Raw genomic sequence first — 16,290 nt, forward strand, 5'->3', positions numbered from 1 at the left:
GCAGCACAGAAATGATCGCGCGCGGCGACCCCCGTCGTCGCGCGCAATGCCTTACGGCAGCGGTATTCAAAAGCTTCTCGCTGGCCGAGGAACGTTCAAACAAAGGATGAGGCTATGGTTCAAGTTCGCAAACTGGTGTTAGCAATAGCGGCCGCCTCGGCGCTGTCCTCCGGTATGGCGCATGCCCTCGGGCTCGGGGAGCTGACCCTGAAGTCGACCCTGAACCAGCCGTTGGTGGCTGAAATCGAGCTGCTCGACGTCAAGGATCTCACCGCCGCCGAGGTGGTGCCGAGCCTGGCTTCCCCTGAAGACTTCGCCAAGGCTGGCGTTGATCGGCAGGCCTTTCTCAATGACCTGACGTTCACCCCGGTACTCAATGCCAGCGGCAAAAGCGTGTTGCGCGTGACCTCGAGCCAACCGCTGTCGGAACCGATGGTGAAGTTCCTCGTGCAGGTGATGTGGCCCAATGGCCGCCTGCTGCGTGATTACAGCGTGCTGCTCGATCCGTCGAAGTTCTCGCCGCAGACCGCTGACGCCGCCGCGCAACCGGCGCCGTCGCAGACCATCACCGCGCCAACCACTGGTGCCACCCATCGCAATCAATACACCACCACGCCGCGCGACACCCTGTGGGAAATCGCCGCGAAGGCGCGCAATGGTGGCTCGGTCCAGCAGACCATGCTGGCGATTCAGGCGCTCAATCCGAATGCCTTTATCGACGGCAACATCAACCGTCTGAAAACCGGCCAGGTGCTGCGTCTGCCGGACCCAGTACAAAGCACCGCGCTGCCGCAGTCGGCAGCCATCGCTGAAGTGGCGGCGCAGAACGAAGCCTGGCGTCAGGGCCGTCGTTACGCGGCCAAGCCTGGCACCGGTCAGCAGCAGTTGGATGCGACCAATCGTGGCCGTGGCAATACCGGTGCAGCGGCCAACACTCAGGACAACCTGAGCCTGGTCTCGGCAGAAAGTGCCAAGCCCGGTGCGAAAGGCCCGGCCGGCGACGCCAAGGCGCTGAGCAACAAACTGGCAATCACCCAGGAAAACCTCGACACGACCCGTCGTGACAACGAGGAACTGAAAAGCCGCATGGCGGATCTGCAGAGCCAATTGGACAAGCTGCAAAAGCTGATCGAGCTGAAGAACAATCAACTGGCGAAGATGCAGGCCGACGGCGCCGGCGCTGCGCCTGGCGCCACTGCTGCTGTGCCGCCGGTGCCGGCGATCACTGCCGATCTGGCCGCGACACCGCCAGCCACTCCGGCCGACGCCGCAGCGGCTTCACCGACTCCAGAGTCGGCCATCGCGCCGCCAGCGGAAACCCCGGTTGAGCCAGTCGTCGAGCCGGTGGTCGAAACTACGCCGCCTGCTGCCGCCGATGACGACAAAGCCTTCAATGAACTGCTGACCAATCCGATCCTGCTCGGCCTGATCGGCGGCGGTGCGGTGGTTCTGCTGCTTCTGCTGTTGCTGCTGGCGCGCCGTCGCAAAGCCCAGCAGGAAGCTGAAAAGCACCTGCGCATGGCCCGCGCTCTGGCTGAAGAGCAAGAATTCTCCGCTGAGCAGGAACTGCCGGAAAGCAGCTTCTCTGGTCTCGAAACCCCAGCGGCCAGCGTCAAGCTCAATACGCCAGCTCCGGCACCTGCGCCAACTCCAGCACCGGTCGTCACTCCGGTGGTGATGGCTGCGCCGATTGCCGCACCACTGGTGGCCCCGGCCGGCGAGCGATCGGATGACGTGCTCGACAAAGCGCAATCGCACATCAATGCCGGTCGCCTCAATCAAGCCGCCGCGCTGCTGGAAGAGGGCGTCAGCCTTGAGCCGGAACGCAGCGATCTGCGCCTGAAGCTGATGGAAGTCTACGGCCAGCAGGGCGATCGCGATGCGTTCGTTGCGCAAGAGCGTCAACTGGTGGCTAATGGCGATAACTTCGCCAAGGTCGAAGCACTGAAAAGCCGCTTCCCGGCCATGGCCGTGGTTGCTGCCGGTGGACTGGCGGCTGCCGCCGTCGCTGCCGAGCTGGACGCGCAGTACGTTAAGGAACTGCTGCAAGACGAGCCGCAAGCGCCCGAGACCGCCGCTGACGACCTCGACACCGCGTTCGATTTGAGCCTGGACGACCTCGACAACATCACCCCGGTCAATCCTCCACCAGTAGCCGAGCCAGAAGCGCCGGTCGAGCTCGACGCGTTTCCGGCCGAAGACGACCTGAGCTTCGCTTCGGTGCTGCAAGAGCAGACCGAGATGAAAGACAATCTCGACGATCTGTCGGACTTCGATCTGGATATGGATCTGGGCGCCGAACCATCGCCGGCCACGTTGGCTGAAGATGACTTCCTGCTGGATCTGGACGACGGCGTGAAGGACTTGCCCCCGGTCGAGACGCCGGTTGTCGCTGACGTGCCGCAGGACGATCTGGAGCTGCCAGCTGATTTCGACCTGTCGCTGGCGGACGAAATGGACAGCAACCCGGCTGCTGAGCCGGATGCCTTCTCGGCCGAGCTGGACGACGTCAATGCCGAGCTGGATCGCCTGTCGCAAAGCATGGCCGAGCCGAGCTTCACCGAAGCGGACGCGGCGATGGGTGACGATCTGGGCGAAGACGATTTCGACTTCCTCGCCGGCACCGACGAAGCGGCGACCAAACTCGATCTGGCCCAGGCCTACATCGACATGGGCGACGCCGACGGTGCCCGTGACATCCTCAACGAAGTGTTGACCGAGGGTGACGAGAAGCAGCGGGGCGAGGCCAAGGAAATGCTTTCCAACCTGGCGTAAGTTCAGCGGTAAACAACAAGCGGCAGCCCGGTGGGGCTGCCGTTTTTGTTTGCGCCGGATTCGGGGGTGTCTGATCGATTGCTTTCGCGAGCAGGCTCGCTCCCACAGGGGGATGCATTGCAAATGTGGGAGCGAGCCTGCTCGCGAAGCCGGCGGTACTGCCGATAGAGAACTCTGGCATCCCCGGCCCACCGCCTTATAATGCCCGCCTTTGCAAAATCAGCAGGCTGTACCACCTTGGCAAACATAGATAACCCGGTCGCCGAAATGGCGCCCGACGGCTTTTACCGCGTCGCGCTGGGCGTTGAGTACAAAGGCTCGCGCTACAGCGGCTGGCAGCGTCAGTTGACCGGTGTGGCGACGGTGCAGGAAGAGCTTGAAAAAGCTCTGTCGAAAGTCGCCAATTCACCGGTTTCCCTGCAATGCGCCGGGCGTACCGACGCCGGCGTGCATGCCTGCGGCCAAGTGGTGCACTTTGACACCCAGGTTGATCGCTCGCTGAAAGCCTGGGTCATGGGCGCCAACATCAATCTGCCTCACGACATCAGCGTCAGTTGGGCCAGGGTCATGCCGGCGCATTTTCATGCGCGCTTCAAGGCCATTGCCCGGCGTTATCGCTATGTGATCTACAACGATCAGATTCGCCCGGCGCACCTCAACGAAGAAATCACCTGGAATCACCGCCCGCTCGACGCCGAGCGCATGGCCGAGGCCGCGCAGTACCTGATCGGTACCCACGACTTCAGCGCGTTCCGGGCTGGTCAGTGCCAGGCCAAGTCGCCGATCAAAAAGATGCATCACCTGCGCGTGACCCGACACGGCAAGATGATCGTGCTCGACATTCGTGCCAATGCCTTCCTGCATCACATGGTGCGCAATATTGCCGGTGTGCTGATGACCATCGGTGCCGGTGAGCGCCCGGTGGAGTGGATGAAAGAAGTGCTGGAGAGTCGCGAGCGTCGCTCCGGCGGGGTGACGGCGCATCCATATGGGCTCTATCTGGTGCAGGTCGAGTACCACGACGAATTCCCGTTACCCGAGCGCTTTATCGGGCCACATTTCCTTACGGGTTTCTCCGAACTTGACGGCTGACGCCCTCGGACGCTTTTGTTACCATCCGGGACGTTTTCGGATTTTGCCTTGAGGTTTTCCTGACATGTCAGCTGTTCGCAGCAAGATCTGCGGCATTACCCGCATCGAAGATGCGCTGGCCGCCGTCGAAGCCGGCGCCGATGCGATTGGTCTGGTGTTTTACGCCAAGAGCCCGCGTGCAGTGAATGTGCAGCAGGCAAGGGCGATCATCAAGGCGTTGCCGCCGTTCGTCACCACCGTGGGGCTGTTCGTCAACGCCAGTCGTTGCGAGCTGGGAGAAATCCTCGATGCGGTGCCGCTTGATCTGCTGCAATTCCATGGGGACGAAAGCGCGGAGGAGTGCGAAGGCTGGCATCGTCCGTACATCAAAGCGCTGCGGGTCAAGGCCGGCGATGACATCGCCGCTGCCTGCGATGCCTTTCCCGGCGCCAGTGGCGTACTGCTCGACACGTATGTCGAAGGGGTGCCTGGCGGAACCGGCGAGGCGTTTGACTGGTCACTGATTCCGCAACACCTGAGCAAGCCGCTGATTCTGGCCGGTGGCCTGACGCCGGAGAACGTTGCTGATGCGGTAGCGCGGGTCAAGCCCTACGCGGTGGATGTCAGCGGCGGGGTAGAAGCGAGCAAAGGCATCAAGGATCACCACAAGATTCGCGCATTCATCAACGCGGTGCGCGGCAATACATCGTCGATGTGACGGCTGGCAGTCTGCCGCCGTCCATCAATGCACTTGCACAAAGCAGGCGCGGCTGAGGGTTGCTGAATCGTACGCAGGTCATGTTCCGCGCTGACCGCGACTGTTCATCAACCATCGCCACACACATGAATTTAGCTCAAGGGCATACGCGGGGCTGCGAACCAGAGCGTTCGGGCCGCCGGTACTGGAGAAAGAAAGCATGAGCAACTGGTTAGTAGACAAACTGATCCCTTCGATCATGCGCTCGGAGGTCAAGAAGAGCTCGGTGCCTGAAGGTCTGTGGCACAAATGCCCATCCTGCGAGGCGGTGTTGTACCGTCCGGAGCTGGAAAAGACCCTGGACGTTTGCCCCAAGTGCAACCACCACATGCGCATCGGCGCACGTGCGCGTATCGACATCTTCCTCGATCCGGAAGGCCGCAACGAACTGGGTGCTGACCTGGAGCCGGTTGACCGTCTGAAATTCCGCGACGGCAAGAAGTACAAGGACCGCCTGGTCGCTGCGCAGAAGCAGACCGGCGAGAAAGATGCGCTGATCTCGGTCAGCGGTACCCTGCTGGGCATGCCGGTAGTGGTTTCGGCATTCGAATTCAACTTCATGGGCGGTTCCATGGGCGCCATCGTCGGTGAGCGCTTCGTGCGCGCTGCCAACTACGCACTGGAAAACCGCTGCCCGATGATCTGCTTCGCCGCTTCCGGTGGCGCGCGCATGCAGGAAGCGCTGATCTCGCTGATGCAGATGGCCAAGACCTCGGCCGTGCTGGCGCGCCTGCGTGAAGAAGGCATTCCGTTCATCTCCGTACTGACCGACCCGGTCTACGGCGGCGTTTCCGCCAGTCTGGCGATGCTCGGTGACGTCATCGTTGGCGAACCGAAAGCCCTGATCGGCTTCGCCGGTCCGCGGGTAATCGAGCAGACCGTGCGCGAAAAACTGCCGGAAGGCTTCCAGCGCAGCGAGTTTCTGCTGGAACACGGCGCCATCGACATGATCATCCACCGTCAGGAACTGCGCCCACGTCTGGGTAACCTGCTGGCACAGATGACTGGCAAGCCGACGCCGAAGTTCGTCGCCGCGCCGATCGAGCCGATCGTGGTTCCGCCGGTGCCTGCCAACGTATGACCCAGCGCACCCTTGGTGAATGGCTCGCCTACCTCGAGCAGTTGCATCCTTCGGCCATCGACATGGGCCTGGAGCGTTCGCAACAGGTAGCGTCCCGCATGGGGCTGGGCCAGCCGGCGCCTCGGGTGATCACGGTCACCGGCACCAACGGCAAGGGTTCGACCTGCGCGTTCGTGGCTTCGTTGCTGCGTGCGCAGGGCCTGAGCGTTGGCGTCTACAATTCTCCGCACCTGCTGCGTTATAACGAGCGGGTGCAGCTCAATGGCGTCGAAGCCACTGACGCGCAGCTGTGCGAAGCCTTTGCTGCGGTCGAGGCGGGCCGCGGCGACACTTCCCTGACTTACTTCGAAATGGGCACCCTGGCGGCGTTCTGGCTGTTCCAACAATCCGCGCTTGACGCTGTTGTGCTCGAAGTGGGATTGGGCGGGCGTCTGGATACCGTCAATGTGGTCGATGCCGATATTGCGCTGGTCACCAGCATTGGCGTCGATCACGCCGATTATCTGGGCGATACCCGCGAATCCGTCGCCTTCGAGAAGGCCGGTATCTTCCGTCAGGGCAAACCGGCCTTGTGTGGCGACCTGAATCCTCCGCAACCGCTGCTCGACAAGGCACGCGAACTGGCTTGCCCGTTTTTTCTGCGTGGTCGCGATTTCGATCTCGGCATCACTGAGCAGCACTGGCAGTGGCGCGGTACCGACGCGCAGGGCCAAGCGGTCGAATTGCGTGATTTGCCACTGCTTGATCTGCCGATGGAAAACGCCGCGCTGGCGCTGCAAGCCTATCTGCTGACAGGTTTGCCGTGGAATGCCGAACAGATTGTCGCGGCGTTGCAGGCGACGCGCGTGGTCGGGCGCCTCGATCGTCGTTCGTTCGAATGGAACGGCAAGCGCCTGAACCTGTTGCTGGATGTTGGTCACAATCCGCATGCCGCTGAATATCTCGCGCGACGTCTGGCTGCGCGGCCGCCGGTTGGCAAGCGTCTGGCGGTGTTCGGGTTGCTGGCGGACAAGGATCTCGATGGTGTTGTTGGCGAATTGAATGCTAGTGTCGCGCATTGGGCTGTCGCGCCGCTGGATTCGCCGCGTGCGCGTCCCGTAGCTGAGCTTGAGGCAGCGCTGCAGAACCTTGGTGCTTCGGTTACGTCCTATGCCAGCGTTGCGGCCGCTCTGGAAGGGCAGTGCGCTATAGCAACCAGCGACGACGAGATTCTGTTGTTCGGATCATTTTATTGTGTCGCCGAGGCCCTTGAATGGCTGGCCCGGCGCTCCACGGAGGAAGCGGCAAATGGCTTTGCTGGATAAAGCGTACAAGCAGCGCATGGTCGGCGCTTTGGTGCTGGTGGCGCTGGCGGTGATCTTCCTGCCGATGCTGTTTTCCCGTCAGGACGAGCAGCGTCAGGTGACCGTCGAGGCCCCGGCTGCGCCTCAGCCTTCGGCCATGCCGCAAGTGCAAATGGACCCGGTCGCCGTGCCTGAGCCCCAGGCTTTGCCGCAAGAGCCGGTGCCAACGGACGAAGAGGTCGCTGAAGAAGTGGTGCCTGCTGCTCCGGCTGCTGCTCCGGCCGCCCCGGCACCGACCATCCCGGCGCAGATTGCCCGCCCGGCAACGCCGCCACCGGTGGCCAAGCCGATTCCGGCGCCGGCTCAGCCAATCACCTCCGCAACCAGCAAGCCTGACACCACGCAGAGCCGCGTCGATGCCAACGGTCTGTCGGTGAGTTGGTCGGTGCAACTGGCCAGTCTGTCGAGCCGCGCCAGCGCCGAAAGCCTGCAGAAGAACCTGCGCAGCCAGGGTTATAACGCCTACATTCGTTCGGCCGATGGCAAGAATCGGGTGTTCGTCGGTCCGCTGATCGAGCGTGCCGAGGCCGATCGTCTGCGTGATCTGCTGAGCCGTCAACAGAACCTCAAGGGCTTCGTTGTCCGTTTTCAGCCTGAACGTGGCTGAAATCTATCACCTCGATTGAAAAGCACTGACAATCGCAGCTTACCGACAGCCATGCGCTCTGCTAAAATGCGCCGCCTTATCCGTCTGTAGGCTGCACTGTGCCATTTACCTGGGTTGACTGGGCGATCGTTGCAATCATCGCCATCTCCGCATTGATCAGTCTGAGCCGCGGCTTCGTAAAGGAAGCGTTATCGCTGCTGACCTGGATCATCGCAGGAGCGGTTGCCTGGATGTTTGGTGGCTCACTGTCCGAGTACCTCGCCGGATACATCGAAACCCCATCGGCTCGCGTGATTGCGGGCTGTGCCATCATGTTTGTCGCCACACTGATCGTGGGCGCAATGATCAATTATCTTATCGGCGAGTTGGTTCGCGTCACCGGGTTATCCGGGACCGATCGATTCCTCGGCATGGCCTTCGGCGCAGCGCGTGGCGTGTTGCTGGTGGTCGTGGCGGTCGGGCTGTTGAGCCTGGGGCCGGTACAGCAGGACGGGTGGTGGAAAGAATCACAGCTCGTGCCCAAGTTTCTATTGGTCGCCGACTGGTCCAAAAACCTGATACTCGGGTGGAGCAGTCAGTGGCTTGCCAGCGGAATCAGCGTACCCGCTGAGATTCCGTTCAAGGAGCAGCTCTTGCCGACGGCGAAAACGCCTCAGTGAGTGCTGTTCAGTTCAGATCCATTAAGTAGGGGTTGCGTCGCATGTGTGGCATCGTCGGTATCGTCGGTAAGTCGAACGTCAATCAGGCGCTGTATGACGCGCTAACCGTGCTCCAGCACCGCGGCCAGGACGCTGCCGGTATCGTGACCAGCCATGATGGCCGGTTGTTCCTGCGCAAGGATAATGGCCTGGTGCGTGACGTGTTCCAGCAGCGTCACATGCAGCGTCTGGTCGGCCACATGGGTATCGGCCACGTCCGTTACCCGACTGCCGGCAGCTCGACGTCGGCCGAAGCCCAGCCGTTCTACGTCAACTCGCCGTATGGCATCACCCTGGCGCACAACGGTAACCTGACCAACGTTGAACAGTTGGCCAAAGAGATCTACGAATCCGATCTGCGTCACGTCAACACCAGTTCCGACTCGGAAGTGCTGCTCAACGTGTTCGCCCACGAGCTGGCCCAGCGCGGCAAGCTGCAGCCGACCGAAGAAGACGTGTTCGCCGCTGTGACCGATGTGCACAACCGCTGCGTGGGTGGTTACGCCGTGGTGGCGATGGTCACCGGTTACGGCATCGTCGGTTTCCGCGATCCGCACGGCATTCGCCCGATCGTGTTCGGCCAGCGTCACACTGACGAAGGCGTCGAGTACATGATCGCCTCGGAAAGCGTTTCCCTGGACGTGCTCGGTTTCACCCTGATCCGCGATCTCGCGCCAGGCGAAGCGGTGTACATCACCGAAGATGGCAAGCTGCACACCCGTCAGTGCGCAACCAACCCGTCGCTTACCCCGTGCATCTTCGAACACGTCTACCTGGCGCGTCCGGACTCGATCATCGACGGCGTGTCGGTGTACAAAGCACGTCTGCGCATGGGCGAGAAGCTTGCCGAGAAGATCCTGCGCGAGCGCCCTGAGCACGACATCGACGTGGTCATCCCGATTCCGGACACCAGCCGTACCGCAGCGCTGGAACTGGCCAATCACCTGGGCGTGAAATTCCGCGAAGGCTTCGTCAAGAACCGTTACATCGGTCGCACCTTCATCATGCCGGGCCAGGCTGCGCGCAAGAAGTCGGTACGCCAGAAGCTCAACGCCATCGAGCTGGAATTCCGCGGCAAGAACGTCATGCTGGTCGATGACTCGATCGTGCGCGGCACCACTTGCAAGCAGATCATCCAGATGGCCCGCGAAGCCGGCGCGAAAAACGTCTACTTCTGCTCGGCGGCGCCTGCGGTGCGCTTCCCGAACGTCTACGGTATCGACATGCCGAGCGCTCACGAACTGATCGCGCACAACCGTTCGACTCAGGACGTGGCCGATCTGATCGGCGCTGACTGGCTGATCTATCAGGACTTGCCTGACTTGATCGAAGCGGTCGGTGGCGGCAAGATCAAGATCGAGCACTTCGATTGCGCAGTGTTCGACGGCAAGTACGTGACCGGTGACGTCGACGAGGCTTACCTGAACAAGATCGAACAGGCGCGCAACGATGCCTCGAAGGTCAAGACCCAGGCAGTCAGTGCGATCATCGATCTGTACAACAACTGAGTTTCCACCGGCCCTGAGGGGCCGGTTTTGTATCTGATATTTATTGTTCGTGAACAAAGGAGAGCAGCATGAGTCAGGAATGGGATGCCGGTCGGCTGGACAGCGACCTCGAAGGCGTAGCGTTCGATACCCTGGCCGTCCGTGCCGGTCAGCACCGCACGCCGGAAGGCGAACACGGTGACCCGATGTTCTTCACCTCCAGTTACGTGTTCCGCACCGCTGCCGATGCAGCGGCGCGCTTTGCCGGCGAAGTGCCGGGCAACGTCTATTCGCGCTACACCAACCCGACCGTGCGCGCGTTCGAAGAACGCATTGCCGCGCTGGAGGGCGCCGAGCAAGCCGTCGCCACGGCAACCGGCATGGCCGCGATCATGGCGGTGGTGATGAGCCTGTGCAGTGCTGGCGATCATGTGCTGGTGTCGCGCAGCGTGTTCGGCTCGACCATCAGCCTCTTCGAGAAGTACTTCAAACGCTTCGGTGTCGAAGTCGATTACGTCCCGCTGGCCGATCTGTCGGCCTGGGACGCGGCGATCAAGTCCAATACCAAGCTGCTTTTTGTCGAGTCGCCGTCCAATCCGTTGGCCGAGCTGGTGGATATCGCCGCCCTGGCAGAAATCGCGCATGCCAAGGGCGCGCAGCTGGTGGTCGACAACTGCTTCTGCACCCCGGCGTTGCAGCAGCCGCTGAAGCTCGGCGCGGATATTGTCGTGCACTCGGCGACCAAGTTCATCGACGGTCAGGGCCGCTGCATGGGCGGCGTTGTCGCCGGGCGCGGTGAGCAGATGAAAGAAGTGGTGGGTTTCCTGCGGACCGCCGGGCCGACCCTCAGCCCGTTCAACGCGTGGATCTTCCTCAAAGGCCTCGAGACCCTCAACCTGCGCATGAAAGCGCATTGCGCCAACGCTCAGGCGCTGGCCGAATGGCTGGAGCAGCAGGACGGCATCGAGAAGGTCCATTACGCCGGTCTGAAGAGCCATCCGCAGCACGAGCTGGCCCAGCGCCAGCAGAAGGGCTTCGGTGCGGTTGTCAGCTTTGAGGTCAAGGGCGGCAAAGAAGGCGCCTGGCGCTTTATCGATGCCACGCGGTTGATTTCGATCACCGCCAACCTCGGCGACAGCAAAACCACGATCACCCATCCAAGCACCACCTCCCACGGCCGTCTGGCGCCACAGGAGCGTGAAGCGGCAGGCATTCGTGACAGTCTGATCCGCGTTGCGGTCGGTCTGGAAGACGTGGCTGACCTGCAAGCTGATCTGGCGCGCGGTCTGGCGGCATTGTGATCGAGTTGTCCACACCCGCGGCCAACACCCATGGCCGCGTGGCGCTGGTCACCGGGGCTGCGCGCGGTATTGGCCTCGGAATCGCCGCTTGGCTGGTCAGCGAAGGCTGGCAGGTGGTGCTGACCGATCTTGATCGGGTGCGTGGTTCGAAAGTGGCGAAGGTGCTGGGCGAGAACGCCTGGTTCATCGCCATGGACGTCGCCGACGAAAATCAGGTCGCGCTGGGCGTGGCCGAGGTATTGGGGCAGTTCGGTCGCCTAGATGCATTGGTCTGCAACGCGGCGGTGGCCGATCCGCACAACATCACCCTGGAGAGCCTCGATCTGGCGTATTGGAATCGGGTGCTGGCGGTGAATTTGAGCGGGCCGATGTTGCTGGCCAAGCACTGTGCGCCGTATCTGCGTGCGCACAACGGTTCGATCGTCAATCTGGCCTCGACCCGCGCGCGACAGTCGGAGGCGGACTCCGAGGCCTACGCTGCGAGCAAGGGCGGGCTGTTGGCGCTGACCCATGCGCTGGCAATCAGCCTTGGACCGGAAATCCGCGTGAACGCAGTCAGTCCGGGCTGGATCGATGCCCGTGATCCCTCGGTGCGTCGCGCCGAACCTTTGGCCGATGCCGATCATGCTCAGCATCCGGCGGGCAGGGTAGGGGCTGTCGAGGACGTGGCGGCGATGGTGGCGTGGTTGCTGTCGAGGAATGCCGGGTTTGTCACCGGCCAGGAATTTGTCGTCGATGGCGGCATGACCAAGAAAATGATCTACGAGCAGTGAAAGGCAGCTTCAAGGTGCAAGCTAAAGCAAGACGCTGGTGTGCCTGCTTTAGGTGATCCTGCTTTTTCTTGGAGCTTGCAGCTTGCAGCTAAAACCCGTTTTTGAAAAAAACTCCAATCCTGCTATTGACTTAGCTTCGCCACCTGCGTAAATTTCGCGGCCTCGGAGATGCAAACGGGTGATTAGCTCAGCTGGGAGAGCGTCTGCCTTACAAGCAGAATGTCGGCGGTTCGATCCCGTCATCACCCACCACTCCCGAGAAGCTTGCGCAAGCAAGAGAGTAGGCTGAAAGTGCCTGCACCGACGCGCAGCGGTAGTTCAGTCGGTTAGAATACCGGCCTGTCACGCCGGGGGTCGCGGGTTCGAGTCCCGTCCGCTGCGCCATATTTTACGAGTCAGATTGATCTGGTTCGCGATTGCCAGGCACCGAAGCCGGTAATCAAAACGAGTTACTTGAGCGCAAGCTCAAAGCGATACGCAGCGGTAGTTCAGTCGGTTAGAATACCGGCCTGTCACGCCGGGGGTCGCGGGTTCGAGTCCCGTCCGCTGCGCCATATCAGTTTCAAGGACCACTGAACGCCTTGAAGCGCCGAAACCAGTCATAGGCTGAATCGGATCGATAGCAAAGACCCTGGTCGAAAGACCGGGGTTTTTTGTGTCTGAAATTTGGTTATTCCCCTCTCGAACTCCTGCGCAAATCGTCCCGTAGGAGCTGCGGCACGCTGCGATCTTTTGATCTTGCTCTTAAAAAATCCAGATCAAAAGATCGCAGCCTCGTTTCACTCGACAGCTCCTACAAGAATCTCTGCAAGCCTACTGCGGTGCCACGTCGCATTGATTTTTTTGATTATTTAGTCAGGTTTTTGTAACTGGTTGTTTGCTGTGGGCGCAGAAACCTTTAAAGTTAACCTTTCGGTCAGCTTTGCACTGTCAACACAGCTCTTTGCTTCGCCAGAAAGAGCTTCTGCACGACTCGAGATCCCCAGTAGATAACCACAAGGGCGGACCTATAACCGCCCAGAGGATGATCCATGTCCAACCGTGAAATATCCCGGCGCTCGTTCCTCCAGGGCGGGCTGGTGGCGGGTGTGAGCGTTACGCTTACGCCGCTCAGCAGTCATGCGCTGGCTGCCTTGATGGAAAACAGCGTCACCGTGCCGTCCGAGAAATGGCTCGGCAATAACGGCAAGGCGCGGCAACGTAACGATGCCTTGTCCAAGGTCTGCGGCAGCAAGGTGTTTGCCCGCGACATCCGCGCCAAGGACATGCCTGGCTGGCCTGAGCAACAAGGCCACGCCATGCTGCTGAAAACCATCAAGGCCGACCGCATCTACGCAGGCTACGACCTGTCGTGGCTCGGCGCTGATCTGCAGCCGGACCGCATCGTTACCGCTGCCGATCTGGACAAGGACGGTATCGTCTTCCCCGAAGAGCACGCGCCTGATCCATTGCTGCCGGAAGGCAAAGTGCCGATGTTCATCGGTCACCCGGTAGCGATTCTGATCTGGAACGACTTCGAGCGTTTCCGTCAGGCCAAGAATCAACTCAAATTCAATGACAAAGCGATTCGTTACGGCGCCAAGGTGCCGTTCTACGAAGGCGATCCCTACGGCAGCTTCCGCTACGTGCGCGTCGGCGGCGCGACCTCGGCGGACGAAGACGAGTTCGCCAGCCTCAAGGATTCGATCCTGTTCCCGATGCTGAAGAACCGCCGTCCAGTCTGGAATGCATCGCCGAACCTGCATGGCAACCTCACCGAGCGCGGCCTGTTCTACGCCGACCGCATGAAGCAGGAAATCGACACGCCGCCAGACAACTGGCTGGTGTTCGATGAGCGCTACAAGACGCCGTCGATCGAACCGGCCGCCCTCGAGCCGGACAACGGCAACGGCTGGTACGACCCGAAAACCAAAACCCTGCATTTCGTCGTGGCGACGCAGTGCCCGCTGGAAGTCGCGACCGAGACCGCGAAGATGATCGGGCCGTCGCGTTTCGGCTTGTCCAATCTGAACATGCACCCGGGCTATACCGTCGGCTATGGCTCCAAAGACCACAACATTTTTGTCTACTACGCAGCCCTGGCTGCGCTGTACGGCGCCGGTGTGCCGGTGCGTCTGGCCAACGACCGCTACGAGCAGTTCCAGAGCGGCATCAAGCGTCACCCGTTCGACATCCGCTACCAGTTGGCCGTGGACAAGAATGACTACACCTTCAAGATTTTCCGCGCGGAAATGAGCGTCGACGGCGGCGGTCGGGTCAACTACAGCCCATCGGTGGCGGCGGTTGGCGCCACGGCTGCGCAGTCGATCTACTACATGCCGCAGAACGATCTGCAGGTCACCGCGTATCACTCGCGCGCGGTCGAGGCGGGTTCGATGCGCGGTTACGGCACTCTTCAAAGCATGGCGGCGACCGAAATGATGGTCGACGAAATCGCCAATCGCCTGGGTGTCGACGCCATCGATTTGCGCCGCAGGAATGCCCTGCGTTCCGGCATGAAAAACACCCAGGGCGCAATCCCGGCCGGTGCACTGCGCCTGCATGAAATTCTCGACAAGGCCTCGGTGCACGAAGTCTGGAAAAACCGCGACGCGATCAAGCAGCAACGTGAAGCGGCAGACCCGGATAACTGGTACGGCGTCGGTTTCGCCATCTGCCAGAAAGACTTCGGCACCGGCTCCGAAGCGCCGATGGCCAGCATCCAATTCACCGCAGACGGGCGCATTACCCTGCGCCACATCGGTATCGAAATCGGTACCGGCATGTCCACTTCGCAAGCCTTGGTCGTCGCCGATTTCCTCGGCAGCCCGGCGCACGAGGTGAAGACCGGCGAAACCGAATGGCAGGAAATGCAGCTGATCACCAGCGGCAACCCTTACATCATGAGTCAGGCCGAGCAGGACAATCTGCTGCGCAACCCGCGCTGGGTCGGCAAGCTGGCGTCGGCGTCTTCGGCGACCAACTCCGCGTATTACTTCAGCCATGCCACCCGTGAAGCGGCACGCGTGTTGTTCAACCACGGCTTGTGGCCGGCGGCGCTGGAGATCTGGCGTCAGGGTCCGTACGGCGGCCAGGCTAACCCTTACGTGGTGCGCCGCGAAGATGCGCATTGGGTCGATGGCAAGCTGACCGCCAACGGTATGCAGCCGCTGAGTTTCGAGGAGCTGGCCAAGCGCGCCCACGAACGCGGGCTGGTGACGGGCGCTACGGTGCATGGTTTCAACCGCTGGAGCTGGGCCGAGGCCGAGTACAGCATCGACGGCGTGCGCGAGCGCCTGCCGCTCGACGGTCTGGCGGTGAAATACGGCGATGGTGCGCCGCAAGCGAAGAAAGCGCAGATGAACAGCGCCGGCTTTCACTTGCTTGATCGGCAGAACGTCAACTACCCGGTAGTGCAGTTGAACAACGCTGCCGTGACCTATTACAGCCCGGTCGCGACGCTGGTCGAGTTGAAGGTCAATAAAGGCTCGGCGGAAGTTCAGGTGCTCAACCACCATTCGTGGATCGAGTGTGGTCGGGTGCTGGTTGAAGAGTTGGTCAAGGGCCAGCTCGAAGGCGGTATCGCCATGGGTATTGGTCATGCGCTGATGGAAGAGATGCCGTTGTACGAAGGCGGGCCGGGGGAGGGTGACTGGAACTTCAACCGTTACCGCCTGCCGATGGCGCGTCACGTTGCGGTGTGGAAGCAGACCGCGGAGATCCTGCCGCCGCTGTCGCCGAGCGATCCGTCCAAGGGCATCGCCGAAGTGGTGATGATCCCGATTGTCGGTGCCATCGGTAACGCCGTGGCGCACGCCATCGGGAAACGTGTTCGTGACTTGCCTATCACCGCTGCGCGCATCAAGGAGGCCCTCAATGGCTAACCGTCCGCTTCAACTGACCCTCAATGGTCAATCCGTCGGCCCGGTGGACATCCCTGATGACCTGCCGATGATCGACTACCTGCACGAATACAAAAACCTCACCGGCTCGCGGCTGGGTTGCGGTCAGGGGATCTGCCACGCCTGTGTGGTGATCGTCGATAACCCCGACGGCACCAGCGAAGAAGTGCGCACCTGCATCACCGGTGCGCATTACTTCGAGGGCAAGAAAGTCCGCACCATCGAAGGCCACGCCACTCGCGACGAGCAGGGCCAGGTCACCGAGCTCAATCCGATCCAGCAGCGCTTTGTCGACGAGTTCGCCTTCCAGTGCAGCTACTGCGCGCCAGGCTTCGTCAACGCCGCGACCGTGTTGGTCGAGAAGCTGCAGCGCCAGCCGATCGTCAAAAGTCAGCTGGAACAGGTGATCGAGGACAGCCTCGGCCATCACGTCTGCCGCTGCACCGGGTACGTGCGTTATTACAACGCCACGCGCAACGTGCTGACCGATCTTGGTCTGGTCAAGGAGGGTTGAGC

12 protein-coding genes and 3 tRNA genes are annotated in these 16,290 nt (G+C 61.4%); all 15 read left to right on the top strand.

All coding sequences use genetic code 11. The features are described from left to right. Positions 1–114 precede the first annotated feature (114 nt). Positions 115–2,775, top strand: a complete 2,661-nt coding sequence (locus tag V8J63_RS21370) for a FimV/HubP family polar landmark protein (protein ID WP_336464597.1) — start codon at positions 115–117, stop codon at positions 2,773–2,775. A 267-nt stretch (positions 2,776–3,042) separates the two neighbouring features. Continuing rightward, on the top strand, positions 3,043–3,867 hold the full coding sequence (truA, locus tag V8J63_RS21375) for a tRNA pseudouridine(38-40) synthase TruA (protein ID WP_016773937.1): 825 nt from the start codon (positions 3,043–3,045) through the stop codon (positions 3,865–3,867). A 64-nt stretch (positions 3,868–3,931) separates the two neighbouring features. Continuing rightward, positions 3,932–4,564, top strand: coding sequence for a phosphoribosylanthranilate isomerase (locus V8J63_RS21380; protein WP_056784388.1), 633 nt, complete (start codon positions 3,932–3,934; stop codon positions 4,562–4,564). Positions 4,565–4,763: 199 nt separating this feature from the next. After that, positions 4,764–5,684, top strand: coding sequence for an acetyl-CoA carboxylase, carboxyltransferase subunit beta (accD, locus tag V8J63_RS21385; RefSeq protein WP_016773939.1), 921 nt, complete (start codon positions 4,764–4,766; stop codon positions 5,682–5,684). Beyond that, positions 5,681–6,988 carry a bifunctional tetrahydrofolate synthase/dihydrofolate synthase gene (gene folC, locus V8J63_RS21390; protein WP_130887042.1) on the top strand — a complete coding sequence of 436 codons (1,308 nt, stop codon included), beginning with the start codon at positions 5,681–5,683 and terminating at the stop codon, positions 6,986–6,988. The genes accD and folC overlap by 4 nt, the downstream gene beginning before the upstream one ends. Further along, a complete protein-coding gene (locus tag V8J63_RS21395) occupies positions 6,972–7,634 on the top strand; it encodes an SPOR domain-containing protein (protein WP_024012393.1) in 663 nt (220 codons plus the stop codon). Before folC ends, V8J63_RS21395 begins: the two co-directional genes overlap by 17 nt. A 98-nt stretch (positions 7,635–7,732) precedes the next feature. Beyond that, positions 7,733–8,293, top strand: a complete 561-nt coding sequence (locus V8J63_RS21400) for a CvpA family protein (RefSeq protein ID WP_016773942.1) — start codon at positions 7,733–7,735, stop codon at positions 8,291–8,293. 41 nt (positions 8,294–8,334) lie between these two features. Beyond that, positions 8,335–9,840: an amidophosphoribosyltransferase gene (gene purF, locus V8J63_RS21405; RefSeq protein WP_016773943.1), complete on the top strand. Its 1,506-nt coding sequence runs from the start codon at positions 8,335–8,337 to the stop codon at positions 9,838–9,840. 68 nt (positions 9,841–9,908) lie between these two features. Continuing rightward, positions 9,909–11,120 (top strand): O-succinylhomoserine sulfhydrylase, encoded by a 1,212-nt coding sequence (locus V8J63_RS21410; RefSeq protein ID WP_016773944.1) that lies wholly within the window; start codon positions 9,909–9,911, stop codon positions 11,118–11,120. After that, a complete protein-coding gene (locus V8J63_RS21415; protein WP_130887041.1) occupies positions 11,117–11,893 on the top strand; it encodes an SDR family oxidoreductase in 777 nt (258 codons plus the stop codon). Before V8J63_RS21410 ends, V8J63_RS21415 begins: the two co-directional genes overlap by 4 nt. A gap of 176 nt (positions 11,894–12,069) precedes the next feature. Further along, positions 12,070–12,145, top strand: a tRNA-Val gene (locus V8J63_RS21420). 55 nt (positions 12,146–12,200) lie between these two features. Beyond that, positions 12,201–12,277 (top strand) — tRNA-Asp (locus tag V8J63_RS21425). 93 nt (positions 12,278–12,370) lie between these two features. Then, a tRNA-Asp gene (locus V8J63_RS21430) sits at positions 12,371–12,447 on the top strand. A 477-nt stretch (positions 12,448–12,924) separates the two neighbouring features. Further along, positions 12,925–15,756: a xanthine dehydrogenase family protein molybdopterin-binding subunit gene (locus tag V8J63_RS21435; protein ID WP_130886971.1), complete on the top strand. Its 2,832-nt coding sequence runs from the start codon at positions 12,925–12,927 to the stop codon at positions 15,754–15,756. After that, entirely contained in the window at positions 15,749–16,288 is a 540-nt protein-coding gene (locus V8J63_RS21440) for a (2Fe-2S)-binding protein (RefSeq protein ID WP_016773947.1), read from the top strand. Before V8J63_RS21435 ends, V8J63_RS21440 begins: the two co-directional genes overlap by 8 nt. Positions 16,289–16,290 lie beyond the last annotated feature (2 nt).

It is taken from the genome of Pseudomonas sp. CCNWLW23, from assembly GCF_037095675.1.
Classification (GTDB): Bacteria; Pseudomonadota; Gammaproteobacteria; order Pseudomonadales; family Pseudomonadaceae; genus Aquipseudomonas; species Aquipseudomonas atacamensis.

Bases quoted from the DNA above. Each gene is read 5' to 3' on its own strand.
- V8J63_RS21370 (WP_336464597.1), top strand. From the start codon at position 115: ATGGTTCAAGTTCGCAAACTGGTGTTAGCAATAGCGGCCGCCTCGGCG.
- truA (WP_016773937.1), top strand. From the start codon at position 3,043: ATGGCGCCCGACGGCTTTTACCGCGTCGCGCTGGGCGTTGAGTACAAA.
- V8J63_RS21380 (WP_056784388.1), top strand. From the start codon at position 3,932: ATGTCAGCTGTTCGCAGCAAGATCTGCGGCATTACCCGCATCGAAGAT.
- accD (WP_016773939.1), top strand. From the start codon at position 4,764: ATGAGCAACTGGTTAGTAGACAAACTGATCCCTTCGATCATGCGCTCG.
- folC (WP_130887042.1), top strand. From the start codon at position 5,681: ATGACCCAGCGCACCCTTGGTGAATGGCTCGCCTACCTCGAGCAGTTG.
- V8J63_RS21395 (WP_024012393.1), top strand. From the start codon at position 6,972: ATGGCTTTGCTGGATAAAGCGTACAAGCAGCGCATGGTCGGCGCTTTG.
- purF (WP_016773943.1), top strand. From the start codon at position 8,335: ATGTGTGGCATCGTCGGTATCGTCGGTAAGTCGAACGTCAATCAGGCG.
- V8J63_RS21410 (WP_016773944.1), top strand. From the start codon at position 9,909: ATGAGTCAGGAATGGGATGCCGGTCGGCTGGACAGCGACCTCGAAGGC.
- V8J63_RS21435 (WP_130886971.1), top strand. From the start codon at position 12,925: ATGTCCAACCGTGAAATATCCCGGCGCTCGTTCCTCCAGGGCGGGCTG.
- V8J63_RS21440 (WP_016773947.1), top strand. From the start codon at position 15,749: ATGGCTAACCGTCCGCTTCAACTGACCCTCAATGGTCAATCCGTCGGC.